Raw genomic sequence first — 16,196 nt, 5'->3', positions numbered from 1 at the left:
GTATATTGAGCGTCATTGTCACAGATTGTCCCCGGAAACTTCACCGGTTTCCGGGGACAATCCACGTGCTCACATCATGAGCATCACGGGTAACGACACTCAGGCATCAACCTCAACAGTCGTGTTCAGACGCAACACGCCGTAAGTCCACCCGTGTCGGTGGTAGACAACGCAGGGCTGATGGGTTTCGGCATCGATGAAGAGGAAGAATGGGTGTCCGACCATTTCCATTTGGTCAAGGGCCTCATCAACCGACATCGGCTGCGCTTCATGGACTTTCTGTCGAACGATAATCGGTGAGTCACCGAGCTGTTCTTCGCGAGCCTCTCCGACCTTGAGATCCTCAGCGGAACGCAGGGACCGCGGCTCTGGGGTCTCGACGCTTTCTTCTTCCGGTTGTAGGTTTTCAAGAATCTCCGGGTCCGTCGGCTCAAAGTCACGCGGGTAACGCCGACGATGGTCCTTCGCACGGTCACGCATCCGGCGGAGCCGCTCAAAAAGTTTTCCGGCGGCAATGTCTACGGCAGCGTATCGATCTGCGGACTCTGCTTCGGCGCGAATGATTGGGCCCTTGCCATAGACAGTGAGTTCGATTCTCTCTGCGGTGTCAGCCTGGCGCGGGTTGCGCTCGTGTGTGAGTTCAACATCGATTCTCTGAGCGCGCGGATAGAACTGGGTAACTTTCGCGACCTTTTCTTCCGCATACGCACGGAAATTCGGGTGGATTTCCGCATTACGCGCGACGACAGTGATATCCATGATTAGTCCTCCAAGGGAATTCGGCGGGCTCCTCGCCCGCTGGTTGATTGCTTGAGTGCTTCATGACCCAAGCTGTGAGCTGAACTATCACCTCCAGTCGGACAAGGATTCACGACTTTTCCGATGTCGTCTCTCCTTGCGTGTGACACACATACTACCCCATGACGTGACGCGCGTCATATTATGCGATCATCGCGTTGCCATCAGGGACAGCATTCGTCACGAAGTGGTCAGGGGCGGGCAGTCCAGAAGCCGTCGTACCGGGAGACAACGCCCGAGCCATACTCACAACACCGTGACAACGCCCAAGAACACGGACAATTTCCCGAACCGTCGCTCCTGTTGTCACCACATCGTCGGCAACAAAAACGTCAACTCCATCGGGCACCTGAAGTTTCGACACCATCGCACCGCGCCGACCACGCCGTCGTTGCTCCCCAACTTTCCCCGATTGGGAGCACGCCCCCACTGTGAGTCTGACGCAATCGACCACCCGAACTCGTGAATATCCCCCATATCGCACGAGCCCCCGAGCAAAACCCTGGGCGAAGGGCGAAGTAATCGACCACCCCGTCAGCCTGCGTTTCCACGACGACGGTGCCGGCACCACCCATGCTTCTACCGCGTTTCCCCGACCGTAAACCCGTGAACACAGAGGGTCCCACCCCGCGTCACAGACGCAGCGTGCGAGGAGCTGACCGGCATTCATGAAGATCGCCGTCATCTCGACATACTGAGAGTTTTTCGCCGCAACAATCATTCGCCGAAGAACCGAGTCATAGGCGCCGACGCTGGCAACGGGGATATCGGGCATATCCATCTCGGTTTCAATAGTTGACCACGTTGCCTTTTCTGGCTTCCACACCGCGGCGCATCGGGGACACAGCACCTGATCCCACATACCGCATCCGTGGCATTGCACGGGAAGCAGAAGATCAAGAAAATGGCGTATCTTCCTGCGAATCATCACCGGATTGCGCCGCCATCCGTTAAAAGATCCGGGAGTTGGTGCACAGAACATATCAGTCATGGAAACAATCGTTGCCATTCTCGCGTTACGTGTCGCAACCATGAGTCACCGCTGTGGATAACTTTTCGAGGACAAGCGTTATCCACAGGAACTGATCTCCCTATTCCCCAGGTTTGACCGTCGACCTATCGTCGACAACATTCGTCCGCACACTCATGCACGGAGGTCATGATGTTTCGCAATCCCCACGGTTTTCTTCTTCGTCACCGCCTCACATTCCTGCTCGCAAGCGTCCTCGTTCTCTTCTTCTTCGGCGGCGCATCTCCTCGCGGGATACCGCCGGCTCAGGCATCCATTGACTCCTCGCTGTCTACTACTCCAGCATCCGTCACGTCGCAGTCATCCCCACCTCGTATCGATGTTGATGGCAACGAAGATACGGTGACCCTATGGTCAAGCCGTTCACGGAACGTCACTGCTCCACCGGCCGATTCGTCATCGTCGGGGGTCACGCCCAACGCCTCATCTCCTCCGCCATACTCGCCCCCATCTGCGGGGCAGTTATCCCCAGCGCAGAATTCCGGAGCATCCGGGGCCGAGAACAAGCCTCGGTGTTATAAGAGACGGTCCCGTACCAATCATCGAGTGTCGGTGGTCGTGTGCCCGATTTCTCGAGATCCCCTGGGGCAGCCAGCTCCTCAGAGGAGCGACCTCGGTGGACAACCAACAACGGATGAGATTATCGAGCAATTCATGACCACCGTTCGCGCCCGCGGATCAGGCTTAGTAGTGCAACCTGAACGCATCGCGTTCACTGGGATCCCCACACTTGCCCACGCCTCGTCACCCACGCAGATTCTGTCAACCCGTGTCTTTAATGAAACCGTAGAAATTTCCCTGACGGCCACACAGTTTTCCTTCGATTTCGGCGATAAATCTCCCCCGGTGACCTCCCCTGTTCCCGGAGCACCGTGGCCAGATCAGACGATCAGCCATTCGTTTTCGCTTCCTGCCAAGCAGCGGCACGTCACGCTGACAACAACATGGTCTGGAGAGATCACCAATCCCTTTACCGGTGAGCACCGGGTGATTCCCAACCTCGTGACGACAGTCGAAAGAAGTCAAGCGATCACCGTGACGCATCCGTACACACGTGTCACGTCCTCGGCGCCAAAAACTCACCCCTGACACAACGGGTCATCTCAGGAAAGAGGAAAGAGACTACCCGGAATAACGCGCGTCTTTCACTGTCTGAGCAAGTTGCTGCCACAAAGCTCCCGCACGGTACTGCATTCGTCCATCGGACATGCGAATGATCGTCGACGCGCTCGACGTCCCCGCACTCACAGACGTGGTGCCCGCGGGAAGTGTCAGCATCTGGTAGAAACCACCGAGATTCCAATCAACAAGGAGAGATTGAGACTGTCCCGTGTCATGTGTGGAATTGAATCCGGCAACAACCCCGGTGCTGCCCGACCATGAAGCATCGATGAGATTCCAGCTATTCGCAAAGAGGATGTTCGGCTGGTGAAGGCCTCGAGGAGTACCGTTCTCGTTTCTGACAACCCCTGCCATCCACAGGCTCTGAACTCCATCCGAATCAACGATCACGAGAGCCCGCGCTCCGTCGGGAGACACACGAATTGCACGAATCTTCCCATTGACATCGCCATCAACATTGACATCGGACACCACGCCGTTTTCATTGACGCACACAATTGATGACTGGCCCGCCTCAGGCGATGAGGAGCCCAGCGCCCAGGTCCATCCAAAACGATCGATACTCAAGCCCTGCGTCTGGGAAGAAATGGGAGCTCGCGCACTACTCCACGTGTCTTCATGGCCTCGCGCAACAACGAGGGTGGAATCTTCCTTCCAGGCAATGAGCGAGGACGAGACGGGCGACATCGCAGGAAGGGATGCCCCCGACTCCGGAGAGACCTGTGCTTTGAGCGGGGCAACAGAACTTCCTGACACGATTCCAAGTCCCGATTGAGTCAGAGCAATTCCCGTATCAAGGAGGTATCGGGGCCCGCTGGGAAGGTCATCCGTCTCAATGGTCTCACCGGAAAGAGTCAGCCGGATACCCGTGATTGACGGCGCCTGAATGAGGGTCTCATGTACTGACCACGCAATGAGCTGAAGGGTTTTTTGATCGTTCGGAACGGCTGCATTGAGTCTGACATTCGCGATACGGTCCTTAACCTCAACTCCCTGGGAGGGGATCGTTGTTCCCCCGGGAATCGCGTTGCTCACCGATTGGTTCAGTGAAGCCTGAGGGCCTGCAACAAGCCCAGAAAGCAAATGTCCCGCGAGCCTACGCGCGGGATACCACCTGGGATCTGGAACCAGAGCGTCAAGCGACGTCGACGGGAACCACAGATTGGCGAGTTCATAGGATGCGATGAACGAGGAACGAGAAACAAGGAAAGAGTTTTCAGGAGCCTGAATTCTCCACTGCCCCGCCTCTTTGACCAGAGTGAATGTTCGATCAATGTCCGTTTGCGTCGCGAGGGTCATCACTCCGTCTGCATCGACGCTCGCCAGAGCGGGAACTTCCAACCGTATCTGCTGCCTGAGAGGATCCGACTCGGGGTTTGACACCTGAGAGAGTCGCAGAGACGAGGACGTGTCATAAATCAGCACCTCGGATTCGGGATTCCATTTCTGAGCAGAATCCGATGTCAGGAAGAGGCGTGCCGTTGCAAAATCATCATTCGGTCCGGCTGCGCACGCCAGGAGAAAATCCTGAAGCAGCGCCAGAGGATCTGCCCCATCGGTTGGACCGTCAGCCGACAGTTCAATCGGGTCAGAATCGGGAACGGAGACATCAAAGGGACGAGGGGCCGATGACTCCGGAAGCGTTGAGCAACCGGCGACAACAAGCGCACACCACAGGGGAAGGATAATCCCGATGCGAGACCATCGACGCCGTGACCCTGCGCGATGCCGGGGAAGGAATCGAGGCTTCGTGAAAGTTTTGGCTAGGCCACTGAGAGTAGTTTCTTGAAGGTGTGGGCTCCTCACTCGTCCTCCTCCCACAGGATCAGCGGCTGCGAGGTCACCGGTTCCCCGGAGATTCGCGGCAATGTCATCAAAAAACTTGCTCCCTTACCTAGCTCTCCCCACGCCGTGAGAGTACCGCCATGTAGCGCAACATCTTCCAGCGCGATGGATAGTCCAAGACCCGTTCCACCGGTTGTTCGGGCCCGAGCGGTGTCTGCACGGAAGAAACGATCAAAGACGTGTGACGTTGTCTCCGGGGACATCCCCACGCCGTGATCTCGAACGCGTACAGCAACAGCTGTATCCGTGGCATCAACGGTGACATCAACGGTGGTGCCTTCAGCGTGTTCGACGGCATTAACAATGAGGTTACGCAAGACGCGTTCGATTCGACGGGAGTCAATCTCCGCTGCGCATCGATAGGACGGTGCGTGCAACTGCACGGGAGATCCCACTCGTTCAGCGAGATCGTCATGCGCTGCGATGACCTTCTGAATAAGAAATCGCAGGTCAGTGGTCTCGACGTCAAGAAGCGCTGACTGGGCGTCATAGCGAGAGATTTCCAGGAGATCAGCGAGCATCGACTCCATGCGTTCGGTCTGCTCGTGCAGGAGTTCTGCTGACCGTTTTGCCCCCTGTGGGAGGGATTGTCGATTGTCCCAGATCACGGAATCCGCCATGCGAATGGTCGTCAGCGGGGTGCGCAGCTCGTGCGACACGTCGGAGACGAATCGTTGTTGAAGTTTGGACAGCTCGTCGTACTCGTTAATTTTCGACTGAAGAGACTCCGCCATGTCGTTGAAGGCCGTCGCCAAACCCGACATCTCGTCGATGCCGTCCACCGGAACGCGAACTGACAAATCTCCCCGAGACACCAGGTCTGCTGCTTTCGCCGTTGAACGAACCGGGCGGAGCTGACGGTACAGAAGTAAAAAGACTCCCAGCGGAAGCCCAATGATCAACGGAATGACCGTTAACGAGAGAATCCGCATGACCATGTCGATCTGCGCTTGATCAGATTGAAGGGAATACACGATGTACAACTCGTGTTCCCCAGCTCTGGGAAGGTGCGTTTCCATTCCCACAAGAATTCCAGGGACTGTGTGCTGCGGATCCGTGCTGACAGGGATCGCCACCGACTGCCACTGTGCGCCCTCACCGGAGCGAACCGCATCGCGCATCTCATCGGTGATGATATCCACGACCTCAGCATCAATGATCTGATTGATTCGCAACGCAGACGAGGCATTCGGTGAGCGTAAAAGCATGACGGAAACGGCACCAGCACCTGCAGCGGATTGGCGGATCGACTGAACCGACTGCCGTGCAGCTTCTTGCACTTGATCCGGGGTTGTTGCCGTTGACTGCTCAAATAGTGACTGCGCGGTAGCGAATCGACGTGCAGCGTCTTCTAGTACCTGATCGCGACGTGCCTCAAAAGTTGAGGACAGCAGCTGAGAGGAGACAAAGAATGCAAATGCCGCGATGATCACCATCGCCACCGCGGTGATCATCACCGCAAGCCGTAAAGACAGCGAGGAGCGAACCGTGCGCACGAGATGCAGTTGAGAGATCGAACGTAGCAGACGCGTCCTGGCCACCTGTGAGCGAAGACGTTCCCATCGGGGGAAACGAGCCTGTTTCTCGATGGTTTGTTGAATGGGAACGTTCGGATCAATCGGCGAGGAAATCCGGTAGGACCCAGGGTTTTCCGTATCCTCCAGCGTCTGTTGAAAGACAGCCTCGGGTGATGGTGGTTCCAGTGATTTCTGGCGGTTAAATTCAGGATCCAATTCCGGCACGATATCCCACTCCGCGCACGGTAATGACGATCTCGGGTGATTCCGGATCGCGTTCGATCTTTGACCGAAGGCGCTGGACGTGAACATTCACCAGTCGAGTATCCGCAGCGTGACGGTATCCCCACACGCGCTCAAGCAGTTCTTCGCGACTAAAGACCTTCCACGGAGCGCGCCCCAGGGCAACAAGCAGATCGAACTCAAGCGGAGTTAACGGAATCGTTGTTCCATTCCGGCGCACAAGGTGTCCGGAAACGTCGATATCCAAATCCCCCAGGGTGATGTGTTCTTCCTCAGCATCTTCGCGTCCACGCAGACGCGCTTTGACGCGGGCAACAAGCTCCTTGGGCTTGAAAGGTTTGGGAACGTAGTCGTCAGCCCCCGCCTCAAGTCCGGCTACGACATCATTCGTGTCTGAACGGGCTGTCAGCATGACGATGGGAACATCCGATTCTGCGCGGATCGCTCGACATACCTGAATCCCATCCATTTGAGGGAGCATGAGATCCAAGAGAATGAGGTCTGGCCTGAAGGCATGGAAATCCTCCAGGGCTTGAAGGCCGTCTGCACTGGTTGAAACGGTAAAGCCCTCGGTTGTGAGGACAATACCTATCATTTCCGCCAGTGCGACGTCGTCATCGACAACGAGGATGCGCGAACTCATGTAACGATGTTGTCACGTCTTCGTCTCAGATGCAGGTGACTCGCCCAACCAATCGGGTCTTTCATGGCGTGGCGAATGTGATCCACCGGCCAACGTTCCGACGGAATTCCCCTCAGACATGAGAGAATGACGGAGAAATGACGAACAACGATCCGATGACTGAAGGTTGATATCCCCGCATGAGCACTCCCTCCAACATGCAGCCACCGTTCCCACCAACTCCGGAATCTTCAGGGACGGAATCCGACCTCACTCAGCCGGTGGATTCCGCCTCGTCGCCTAAGACATCGTGGGCACCACCGGCGCAAGGATGGTCTACTCCGCCTGTATCGCAGGGATGGTCTGCTCCCCCATCACCACAGTGGCAGTCCCCGGCGGCTCCTGCGGCGCAGGGCGGTGATCCAGCGGCCCCTCAGCCAGGGTCCGGTTACCCCGGAGCTCCTCAACCCGGGACTCCTCAACCGGACTTCGGCTATCCAGGCACCGGCCAGCCGCATGTCAACCAGCCGGCCGGTGGTTCTCATGGATTCACCACACCATCGGCCGGACCGAATCCTTTCGGACACTCGGGGTGGTCCGCTGCCCAACCCGGCGTCATTCCCTTACGGCCTCTGAAAATCAACGATCTCTTTGAGGGAACATTTAGAACAATCCGCTCTAACCCCACGGTGATGTTCGGTTTTGCTTTCGCGATCATGGCGATCATTGCCGTCATCTCAACGCTATTCTCATTGGGATCATTGTCCACATTTGAACGGGTCTTCGAGGACCCTCAAGCAGCTCTCAGCGGAAGCGATGAGTTGACACTTGCAGCGTCGGAAATCGCCTCCACACTGGTGTCGTCCCTGACATCGGTGGGCGGATCTTTTATTGCGTCAGTTCTACTCGTGGGCATTATTGCGATCGGAGTTTCCGAGGCCGTCATCGGGCGAAAAATCAGTATTCAACAAGCATGGAATCGATTCAGGCCTCGCGTGTTCCCCGTCATCGGCATCACGCTGCTGACATCCCTGATCTTCACCGCAATCGTTGTCGTTGCCGTCCTCGTCTCAGTGGGGATCCTCGTCGCATTTCTCGCGGGCTTCGCCGAGAACGACGGGTCATTCTTCGGAATCCTCCTGGCCGTTATCGCGATCCTTGGTGTCATGTTCTTCCTCGTGGTCATCCCGACCTTTGCTCTCCAGGTCAAACTCCTCTATGCGCCGATCGTTGCCGTCCTCGAAGAGCGTGGTCCCATTGAATCTCTCAAGCGCTCGTGGACGCTCACTCGCGGGAGCTTCTGGAAAACACTCGGACGTCTGCTCCTGATCACCATCGTCATGTCAGTGCTCACCGGCATTATTTCCTCAGTGGTCGGAATTGGCGCGGGCATTTTCACCTTCATCGGTTCTATCGCCGTGGTCAATGCTGTGTCGACAGGACTGGGACTCCTCGCCTCGGGCCTGGTAACACCGGTCCTGACAACTTTCGAGGTGCTGATGTACATCGACGAACGCGTCACCCGCGAAAACCTCGCCTCTGCCCTGATCGCTGCGGCACAGGAGAACTAAGTGTTCCCCGCTGACGTTCCCGTGACTCCCGACCACGATGAGGCACAACGCTGGCTCGAACAGGAGCTGTCTCGGCCGGAGTATTCCACGGAACTCAGTCCGATCACGCGGTTCATCCGGGTGATCCTCCAAGCAATTGTGGATCTCCTGGGCGGCTCGGGTTCAGGAACGCGCCCCCCAATTGAATACATCATCCTCGCGGTCGTCGCACTCCTCCTGATCATCGGTGTTTTCCTCACGATATTCGTGCGGCTTCGGCGCCGTCGGGTGACCTCGTCAACCGTTTTTGACGACGAGAACGTCTCGGCAGCTCTCGCGCTCAAACGCCTGAGCGCAGCGAAAGAGAGCGGCTCCTGGAATGACTCATTCATCTGGGCATTCCGCCTCCTCGTTCTCACCTTGGCGCACATGCGAATCCTCCACGACGGTCCGGGTTTAACGGCAAAGGAAGCCACCGAAGCCGCAGCACGCCGGGTTCCTCAACTGGCGGACCGCCTCCGTCACCAGTCAGAAGTTTTTGACGCAATCCGCTACGGAGAGTCAACCGTCTCCTCGCGCGATGTGGACGATCTTGAGACCACCGCGGCTCTCGTCCTCGATAGTCTCCGCGCCCAGTTGCCGCAGACCGCTCCCGCAGAAACGGGGGTGAGTCGCCCGTGACATCCACGCGCGTCATCACGCCTCGTCCTCGTACCATTGCACGACGCCTCCGCCCCTTCGCTGTCATCGCCGCGGTTGTCCTGGCGGCCGTCCTCGTCCTCGTACTCCTTCCCGCATCTGTGCGAGATTCACGCCCAGTCAGCCCAGAAAACGCCGCCCCGAACGGTGCCCGCGCTGTTGCACAGGTCCTGGAACGTCACGGCGTGACCGTCACATCGCACGATCGGGCGGTCGATGTTCTTGCCCAGGTCCGAGCTCACCCCGATGCGACGGTCGTCGTTGTCTTTCCGTTCCGTATGCGTTCCGACGTGACATCGGCGATCAACAAGCTTCCGAATCTCGTCTATATCGGCACCGAACAGTCCTACGATGAGGTTTTCCCCGGTTTGTGGCCAACAGCGGAAGGCACCCCGAGCGCCGACGACACTGCGCCCGCGGTGTCTGCTCACTGCGCTGCCTCTCCAGCACGGGCAGCCTCCTCCATTGCGTCCTCAATGTACGGTGTTTCTCCCAACGAGTTCGGCGATGAATCCCTCAGTCGCGACGAAACACCAGCGAGGGACACCGATTCGTGGACCTGGTGTTTCCCCCAGGAAAACGGCTCCTACGGCTATGTCCAGAGCGCAGCGGGAGCAGATTCGTCCTCGTTTCGCGCCGTTATCCCTGATTCGGGGCTGGTGCGTAATTCGCAGATCACTGAGCACGGCCACGGGGCACTGATGCTCAATGTTCTCGGACGAACGGATCGAGTGGTGTGGTATCTGGCCTCCGAAGAGGACTCAATGAAAGCCACACCGACGACGGATCCCCCGTGGCTCAATCCCCTTGTCGTCCTCGCGGGGTGTTCCCTGGTGATTTTCGGCCTCGCGCGGGGACGGAGACTGGGGGCGCTCGTTCCAGAGGATCTTCCCGCCCAGGTTCCCGCATCGGAAACCGTCATTGGTAAGGGACGCTTGCTGCGGAAAAATCGTGCGTGGGACCATGCGGCGACCGCGCTTCGACGCGACTACGCGATGCGTTTTGCGCGCTTCCTTGGGGTGAATCCGCGAGGGAGCGGCGATGAACTCCGTCGTGCCCTGGAGCATCGGGGGGTTGATCCTGCCCGTCTCGATGACCTCCTGTGGGGGCCTTCCCCCCAATCTGAACGTCAACTCGTTGATCTAGCCTCCCGGCTTGCCGACCTCGAAAAGGAGATTTGCCATGACTAATCCCGCGGTTCCTGCGCCTCCACCCCAAAGCGCCACTGCCCCGTCGGGCCGGATGCTGAACGAGGACGAGCAGGCCTTACGTGCTGCGTTCGTCGCTTTGCGTTCAGAAATCTCCAAGGCCGTTGTTGGTCAAGACTCCGCGGTCACGGGCTTGATTATTTCCCTCATCGCCGGCGGTCACACCCTGCTTGAAGGGGTTCCCGGTGTGGCGAAAACGCTTCTTGTGCGGACACTTGCTACGGCACTTGATCTGAAGATGACGCGTATCCAGTTCACTCCCGACCTCATGCCGGCAGACGTCACCGGGTCACTCGTGTGGGATTCAGGCAAGTCAGCTTTCGAGTTTCGACGCGGCCCCGTTTTTACGAATTTGCTTCTGGCGGATGAGATCAACCGGACTCCACCGAAAACCCAGTCCTCCCTGCTTGAGGCGATGGAGGAACATCAGGTCAGCGTTGATGGCCAGTCCCATCGTCTTGACGATCCGTTCATGGTGATTGCGACGCAGAATCCCGTGGAATATGAGGGCACGTATCCTCTTCCCGAGGCCCAGCTTGACAGGTTCCTCATGAAGATCACGCTTGATCTTCCACCGCGCGACGCAGAAATCGCGGTTGTGTCCAAGCATCAGCACGGATTCAACCCCCTGGCACTGACGCAGGCAGGAATCACCGCCGTTGCCGGACCCGAGGAGATTCGCACGGCACGCGAGCACGCCCAGCGGATCGATGTTCAACCCGCGATCATCGAGTACATCGTTGACCTTGTGCGCGCAACGCGGAATTCACCGTCGGTGCGCCTGGGAGTGTCACCTCGTGGTGCAACAGCGTTGCTTCAGGCGTCGAAAGTGTGGGCGTTCCTTCAGGGGCGTGGCTTCGTCACCCCCGACGACGTCAAGGGTGTGGCTGTTCCCGTTCTCGCTCATCGTATTGGAATGAAAGCCGAGGCGGATCTGGAGGGCTTGACCGCTCAGGCAATTGTTGAGGGAATCCTCAGCCAGGTTCCGGTGCCTCGCTGATGAGTATTTCCTGGCGAGCCGGGCTCCTGACTGCTTTGGGGGCCATTCCCGTTATCTTCTTCCCCAACCTCGGTGTTGCGTGGGCGTGGGTTGCGGGAGTGATCGGGTGCGTGCTCCTTGACGTTGCTCTGGCTTTCAGTCCGCGTGACCTAACTATTGAGCGTTCGGTCACCGGTCCGGTCAGGGCCAACGATGAAACCGTGTCATCGCTAACGATCGGGCATTCCTCACGCCACTCGTTACTCCTGGAGATCCGTGACGCCTGGCCGCCCTCGTTTCACCCTCTTCCATCCAGGCATCGGCTGGTCGTTCACCCGGGCGAGACAACAACAGTGGAGACTCGCCTGCGGCCTGAACGTCGAGGAACGCACCGCGGTGGACCCGTGACGGTGCGCGTGTGGGGGCCGCTGCGACTGGGAGCACGTCAGGTCTCATTTGAGGTTCCCTTAGCGCTGTCCGTGCTTCCTGAGTTCCGTTCCCGCGTTCTGCTTCCATCGCGTCTTCATCGTCTCCACGAGCTTGAGGGCACGTCCGCAACAGTTCTGCGCGGACCTGGAACCGAGTTCGATTCTCTTCGCGAATACGTTCGCGGAGACGATCCCCGCGATATCGACTGGCGAGCGTCCGCCCGCTCGGATGATCTCATTGTGCGCACCTGGCGACCTGAACGGGACCGCCATATCGTCATCGTTGTTGACTCCGGACGCATGGGAGCTTCTCTCCTGGGCGCCCCCACTGTTGATCAGGATCCTGACCGTATTCCCTTGGGCACGGCCCCGCGTCTTGATGCGAGTATCGAGGCGGCGCTACTTCTGGGAGCGCTTGGAGATCGGGCAGGCGATCACGTCCATCTTCTCGTCATCGACCGTGAAGTACGTGCGAGAGTCTCTGGAATTCGAGGAGCCGGGCTGCTGCGGGCAAGCGCCTCTGCTCTCGTTGATGTTTCCCCGCGGCTTGATCCGATTGATTGGGGCCTTGTTGTTTCTGAAGTCAATCAGACTGTTCGTCATTCGAGTCTTGTTGTCCTCATGACCGAGGTCGCGCCGGCAGGAACAGACTCTGATTTCTTTGAGGCAACGGCTCAGCTTGCGGCAAAGCACCGCGTGGTCATTGCCGCGGCAACCGATCCTGACCTTGACAGAGCCCGCAGATCACTTGACGATTCTGAAGAGGTGATGATTGCGGCCGCTGCCGCTCAGACGCTTCGAGCAGTGGACGCTGGAATCGCGGATGCTCGTCGCACGGGTGCTCATGTCGTTGCCGTCGACTCTGGGCTTCTTGCTGCGCGCACTGCCGACGCTTATCTTGCCTTGAAGAAAGCAGGAGAGGTTTAGGGAAAAGCCAGAGAGGTTGAGGACAGGGTGCTCCGGCCCGACCTGTGCTTTTCTCACATGGCATACGTGTATACCGATACCCCTGTGCTCAGCCAGCCTAGGCGCTGAGCCCGTGGCGGACAGTATGCATATCCCCCGAGGCCCAGGAGATCAAGCACCTGAAAAACTGACGCTTAGCCCGCTACGGGGAGCACGTATCCGGCGACGGTAGGGTCAACGTCGGCGTCTTCTCCCCGGGTGTGTGCGCGTCGACCGCTGACGAAGATATACACCCACATTGCCAGGGTCACTCCAGTTCCCAGGCTGACCTTGATCACATCCGGTAGCCCTGAGGGGGTGACGAACCCTTCAAGGATGCCGGAAATGAACAGAAGGATCACGCAACCTACCGCGACGACGGCCATTGTTCGCCCCGCGCGCGCTAGGGCCACTGTTCGCGCCGCAGGTCCTGGAACGATGAGCGCCCAGAACACTCGAAGTCCCGCTGCCGCCGCAATGAAAACGGCAGTGAGTTCTGGGATTCCGTGGGGGAGGATCATCCGGAAGAAATGCCAGGGTCCGGCCTGATCAATGACAACAGCGGCCGAGGTTCCCAGCGACGTGGCATTGCCCAGGAGGACGTAGACCGGATAGACCCCGGTGATTCCACCGCCCACGCACCCAAGTGCAATCCAGGCGTTGTTCGTCCACACGGACAGACCAAATTCGGCATTGGTGTCTTGACTGTAGTAGGCAACGAATTCGCGTGTGGCGTATGCCCGAAGTTGCTCCGGTGATCCTAGTTGAGCCATGATGTCGGGCTGCCACAGGACCCAGAACATCTGCATTGCGGCCACACAGAAAAAGGCTGCTGTGACGCCGACAATCCACCAACGGATCGAGTACAGAGCTTCAGGTAGTTGAATCCGGAAGAAACGCGGGATCAGTGCCAACGGTTTCGCACGTGTTCCCGTCAGTCGTCCTCGTGCCTGAGCAAGATCTCGTGACAGCGCCCGGATCGTATCGGGATCGGGGCTCTGTGCACGCACTCGCGCCAAATCAGATGTTGCCAACCGATAGAGGGCATCAAGTTCATCGATCTGCGGGCCCGTGAGTTTGCGCGTGCTAGCAAGCTCACGCATCCGTTCCCATGAGTCTTCGCGCGAGGCACGCAACGCATCAATGTCCACATCCGCTAGCGTGTCATATATGAGCGACAATGCAGCCCCGATACGCCGTATTCACGAAGAATCTGTGACAACCGGTGAGGCCGTCTCCTTGGAGATCAGCCCGGCATCCCCCATTGCACGCATCGGTGCCCGACTCATCGACGCCGTCGTTTCGATCCTGACAGCACTCATCATCGCGGCACTTTTTCTCCACGAGTACGAGGCTTTCTCCATGTCGCTCCTGCGCGCGCTCGCTATTGTCCTCGTGGCAGCCGTAACCGTTGGGTATCCAGTTGTCACAGAAACTCTGACCCGCGGCCAAACTCTGGGACACTGGGCCCTGGGGATCCGTGTTGTTCGCGACGACGGTGGATCAATCACCTTCCGTCACTCCTTCATGCGCGCCCTCGTTGGCGTGGTCGAAGGATGGTTAACTTTCGGCTCAGTTGCAACGATCACCATGATTGTCTCAGCTCGTGGCAAGCGTCTAGGTGATCTCGCTGCGGGGACAACCGTTGTTCGGATCCCCGAGCCCTCCGGTCATCTCCCCCTCGTCATGCCTCCCGACATGGCGGCGTGGGCGCGAACGGCGGTCATTCTCCCCCTCCCCTTTGATCTGCACTATCGGGCGCATCTTTTCCTCCGGGAGAATCGCCAGCTCCTGCCCGAAGCCCGAGCCGAAGCTGCGTTCGCCTTGGCGCGCGAGGTTCGGGGCTTTGTGGAGACTCCGCCGCCAGCTCAGGCTCACCCCGAGCGTTTTCTTGCGGCAGTTCTGGTGATGAGCCGTGATCGGGAGTTCGCTCAGTCGACGCACCGATTGGCCACCAGCCTCGCCCGTCGTGAGGACACCGCCGCTCCGGTTTTCGATATCGGCTGAGTTTGTGCCGTACAGTGGATGAGTGATCGCGGCTCGTCAATGTTCTAAACCTGCATGTTCTCGTTCAGCGGTGGCCACCCTGACCTACGACTATCAGGATTCCACCGTTGTTCTTGGGCCGTTAGCAACCGTCGCTGAGCCGAACTCATATGACCTGTGCGCCGATCACGCCCAGCGCCTGACTGCCCCCCGTGGCTGGCAAGTGGTGCGCCTCGCAACAAGTTTTGAGCCTGCTCCCCCGTCCGGTGATGATCTCCTTGCGCTGGTGGATGCAGTTCGCCAGGCAGCACACGCCGACACCACCTCCAGTCGTGACACCCAGGCGCCTCATCAGGACACTCATTCCTCCACCCGCCGTTCCATTCGCGCACGTCTGAGCGGTGTTGATGACGGTGTTGATTTCGGTCCTTTCAGTTCCCATTCCTCAGGATCAGCCGGTAGCGATGGGGCGTCGTCCTCGTCTCGGGCGAATGAGTCTGAAGGAAGCGGCGACTCATCCCTGAGCCCGCTTGACCCGAAATCACCCTATGCACGCCGCCGCGCCCAGTTCCGCGTTGTATCGAGCATTGACGAGGACGAGGCCGCACCTTCAGACGCGGACTGAAAGTCTTACCCGCCTCGGATGCGAAGAGCCGTTTTCTCCACACTTCCCGCTGGTGAAGAATTTATCGGTGCACCGCCGAAAAATTTGGGCCGCGCGGCTAGTGCGCGCCGCTGCTGGACAACGTGGCATTTAGACTGGTCAGGTGCCTGGTTCTCGTCGTGTGAAGTCTCTTCGTGATCGTCATGGTCGCGGCGCGCGCGGTCCCAGGCTGTTCCCTGGGCTCCCCGCGTGGAGAACACGCCGCCAGTCTTTTGATGCTCTGGTCGCGTCGATCATTGCCGATTTCACGCGCCGATGGCCTGCGGTCGCTTCCGTTGAGTTCGCCACCGAGGAAGTTCCCCCCTCCGATCCGGCACCGTGGGATTCTCGTTCCGTTGTTCTTGCTCAGGTGTTCCCTATGGATCGGCGGCGCGGCCTCAAGGACCGCATTGTCATCTATCGCTTGCCCATCATGTTGCGATGCACAACGCAGGATGTCGCTCAGCTCACGCGCGCTGTCATTGCCGATCGTCTTGCGCGTGTTCTGGCGATCCCCCCGGATGAACTTGACGACGCCCTCGGGAATTCATAACCCGCGCGATCCTAGTGATCAACCCCGC

15 protein-coding genes are annotated in these 16,196 nt (G+C 58.5%); 9 read left to right on the top strand and 6 right to left on the bottom strand.

Annotated elements, in window-relative coordinates; all coding sequences use genetic code 11:
* Window positions 1-99: 99 nt before the first annotated feature.
* Together hpf and G7Y41_RS02560 are read right to left on the bottom strand one after the other, a co-directional pair.
* On the bottom strand, window positions 100-759 hold the full coding sequence (hpf, locus tag G7Y41_RS02565) for a ribosome hibernation-promoting factor, HPF/YfiA family (RefSeq protein ID WP_165218694.1): 660 nt from the start codon (window positions 757-759) through the stop codon (window positions 100-102).
* A 181-nt stretch (window positions 760-940) separates the two neighbouring features.
* Window positions 941-1,789: a ComF family protein gene (locus G7Y41_RS02560; protein ID WP_196819537.1), complete on the bottom strand. Its 849-nt coding sequence runs from the start codon at window positions 1,787-1,789 to the stop codon at window positions 941-943.
* A gap of 168 nt (window positions 1,790-1,957) precedes the next feature.
* On the opposite strand from G7Y41_RS02560, the gene G7Y41_RS02555 reads away from it, so the two are divergent.
* Window positions 1,958-2,917, top strand: coding sequence for a hypothetical protein (locus G7Y41_RS02555; RefSeq protein ID WP_165315784.1), 960 nt, complete (start codon window positions 1,958-1,960; stop codon window positions 2,915-2,917).
* A 33-nt stretch (window positions 2,918-2,950) separates the two neighbouring features.
* Here G7Y41_RS02555 and G7Y41_RS02550 read toward each other — a convergent pair whose 3' ends face one another.
* The 3 genes from G7Y41_RS02550 to mtrA all read right to left on the bottom strand — a co-directional run bounded on the left by G7Y41_RS02550 (window position 2,951) and on the right by mtrA (window position 7,198).
* Window positions 2,951-4,756, bottom strand: coding sequence for an LpqB family beta-propeller domain-containing protein (locus tag G7Y41_RS02550; protein ID WP_165315783.1), 1,806 nt, complete (start codon window positions 4,754-4,756; stop codon window positions 2,951-2,953).
* Complete coding sequence (mtrB, locus tag G7Y41_RS02545) at window positions 4,753-6,384, bottom strand: MtrAB system histidine kinase MtrB (RefSeq protein ID WP_442984258.1); 1,632 nt, start codon at window positions 6,382-6,384, stop codon at window positions 4,753-4,755. The genes G7Y41_RS02550 and mtrB overlap by 4 nt, the downstream gene beginning before the upstream one ends.
* 133 nt (window positions 6,385-6,517) lie before the next feature.
* Window positions 6,518-7,198 carry an MtrAB system response regulator MtrA gene (gene mtrA, locus G7Y41_RS02540; RefSeq protein ID WP_165218704.1) on the bottom strand — a complete coding sequence of 227 codons (681 nt, stop codon included), beginning with the start codon at window positions 7,196-7,198 and terminating at the stop codon, window positions 6,518-6,520.
* A 179-nt stretch (window positions 7,199-7,377) separates the two neighbouring features.
* Here mtrA and G7Y41_RS02535 point away from each other — a divergent pair, with 179 nt between their 5' ends.
* The 5 genes from G7Y41_RS02535 to G7Y41_RS02515 are packed head-to-tail and all read left to right on the top strand — an operon-like array spanning window position 7,378 to window position 12,968.
* Window positions 7,378-8,748: a DUF7847 domain-containing protein gene (locus G7Y41_RS02535; protein ID WP_165315781.1), complete on the top strand. Its 1,371-nt coding sequence runs from the start codon at window positions 7,378-7,380 to the stop codon at window positions 8,746-8,748.
* Window positions 8,749-9,408: a DUF4129 domain-containing protein gene (locus G7Y41_RS02530; protein WP_165315780.1), complete on the top strand. Its 660-nt coding sequence runs from the start codon at window positions 8,749-8,751 to the stop codon at window positions 9,406-9,408. It abuts the gene before it with no gap.
* Entirely contained in the window at window positions 9,405-10,616 is a 1,212-nt protein-coding gene (locus G7Y41_RS02525) for a DUF4350 domain-containing protein (protein ID WP_165315779.1), read from the top strand. The genes G7Y41_RS02530 and G7Y41_RS02525 overlap by 4 nt, the downstream gene beginning before the upstream one ends.
* Window positions 10,609-11,634: an AAA family ATPase gene (locus G7Y41_RS02520; RefSeq protein ID WP_196819536.1), complete on the top strand. Its 1,026-nt coding sequence runs from the start codon at window positions 10,609-10,611 to the stop codon at window positions 11,632-11,634. Before G7Y41_RS02525 ends, G7Y41_RS02520 begins: the two co-directional genes overlap by 8 nt.
* A complete protein-coding gene (locus G7Y41_RS02515; RefSeq protein ID WP_165218714.1) occupies window positions 11,634-12,968 on the top strand; it encodes a DUF58 domain-containing protein in 1,335 nt (444 codons plus the stop codon). Before G7Y41_RS02520 ends, G7Y41_RS02515 begins: the two co-directional genes overlap by 1 nt.
* Before the next feature lie 173 nt (window positions 12,969-13,141).
* Here G7Y41_RS02515 and G7Y41_RS02510 read toward each other — a convergent pair whose 3' ends face one another.
* Entirely contained in the window at window positions 13,142-14,137 is a 996-nt protein-coding gene (locus tag G7Y41_RS02510; RefSeq protein WP_165315778.1) for a stage II sporulation protein M, read from the bottom strand.
* A gap of 19 nt (window positions 14,138-14,156) precedes the next feature.
* On the opposite strand from G7Y41_RS02510, the gene G7Y41_RS02505 reads away from it, so the two are divergent.
* The 3 genes from G7Y41_RS02505 to G7Y41_RS02495 all read left to right on the top strand — a co-directional run bounded on the left by G7Y41_RS02505 (window position 14,157) and on the right by G7Y41_RS02495 (window position 16,168).
* Complete coding sequence (locus tag G7Y41_RS02505) at window positions 14,157-14,993, top strand: RDD family protein (RefSeq protein ID WP_165218718.1); 837 nt, start codon at window positions 14,157-14,159, stop codon at window positions 14,991-14,993.
* Between the two features lie 22 nt (window positions 14,994-15,015).
* A complete protein-coding gene (locus G7Y41_RS02500; RefSeq protein ID WP_165315777.1) occupies window positions 15,016-15,597 on the top strand; it encodes a DUF3499 domain-containing protein in 582 nt (193 codons plus the stop codon).
* Between the two features lie 142 nt (window positions 15,598-15,739).
* Window positions 15,740-16,168 (top strand): metallopeptidase family protein, encoded by a 429-nt coding sequence (locus G7Y41_RS02495; RefSeq protein ID WP_231367350.1) that lies wholly within the window; start codon window positions 15,740-15,742, stop codon window positions 16,166-16,168.
* Window positions 16,169-16,196: the final 28 nt, after the last annotated feature.

Source organism: Schaalia sp. ZJ405 (assembly GCF_011038885.2).
GTDB lineage: Bacteria > Actinomycetota > Actinomycetes > Actinomycetales > Actinomycetaceae > Pauljensenia.
This window is presented reverse-complemented; position numbering and strand designations above follow the sequence as displayed.

Bases quoted from the DNA above. Each gene is read 5' to 3' on its own strand.
- G7Y41_RS02555 (WP_165315784.1), top strand. From the start codon at position 1,958: ATGATGTTTCGCAATCCCCACGGTTTTCTTCTTCGTCACCGCCTCACA.
- G7Y41_RS02560 (WP_196819537.1), bottom strand. From the start codon at position 1,789: ATGACTGATATGTTCTGTGCACCAACTCCCGGATCTTTTAACGGATGG.
- hpf (WP_165218694.1), bottom strand. From the start codon at position 759: ATGGATATCACTGTCGTCGCGCGTAATGCGGAAATCCACCCGAATTTC.
- G7Y41_RS02505 (WP_165218718.1), top strand. From the start codon at position 14,157: ATGAGCGACAATGCAGCCCCGATACGCCGTATTCACGAAGAATCTGTG.
- G7Y41_RS02520 (WP_196819536.1), top strand. From the start codon at position 10,609: ATGACTAATCCCGCGGTTCCTGCGCCTCCACCCCAAAGCGCCACTGCC.
- mtrA (WP_165218704.1), bottom strand. From the start codon at position 7,198: ATGAGTTCGCGCATCCTCGTTGTCGATGACGACGTCGCACTGGCGGAA.
- G7Y41_RS02515 (WP_165218714.1), top strand. From the start codon at position 11,634: ATGAGTATTTCCTGGCGAGCCGGGCTCCTGACTGCTTTGGGGGCCATT.
- G7Y41_RS02535 (WP_165315781.1), top strand. From the start codon at position 7,378: ATGAGCACTCCCTCCAACATGCAGCCACCGTTCCCACCAACTCCGGAA.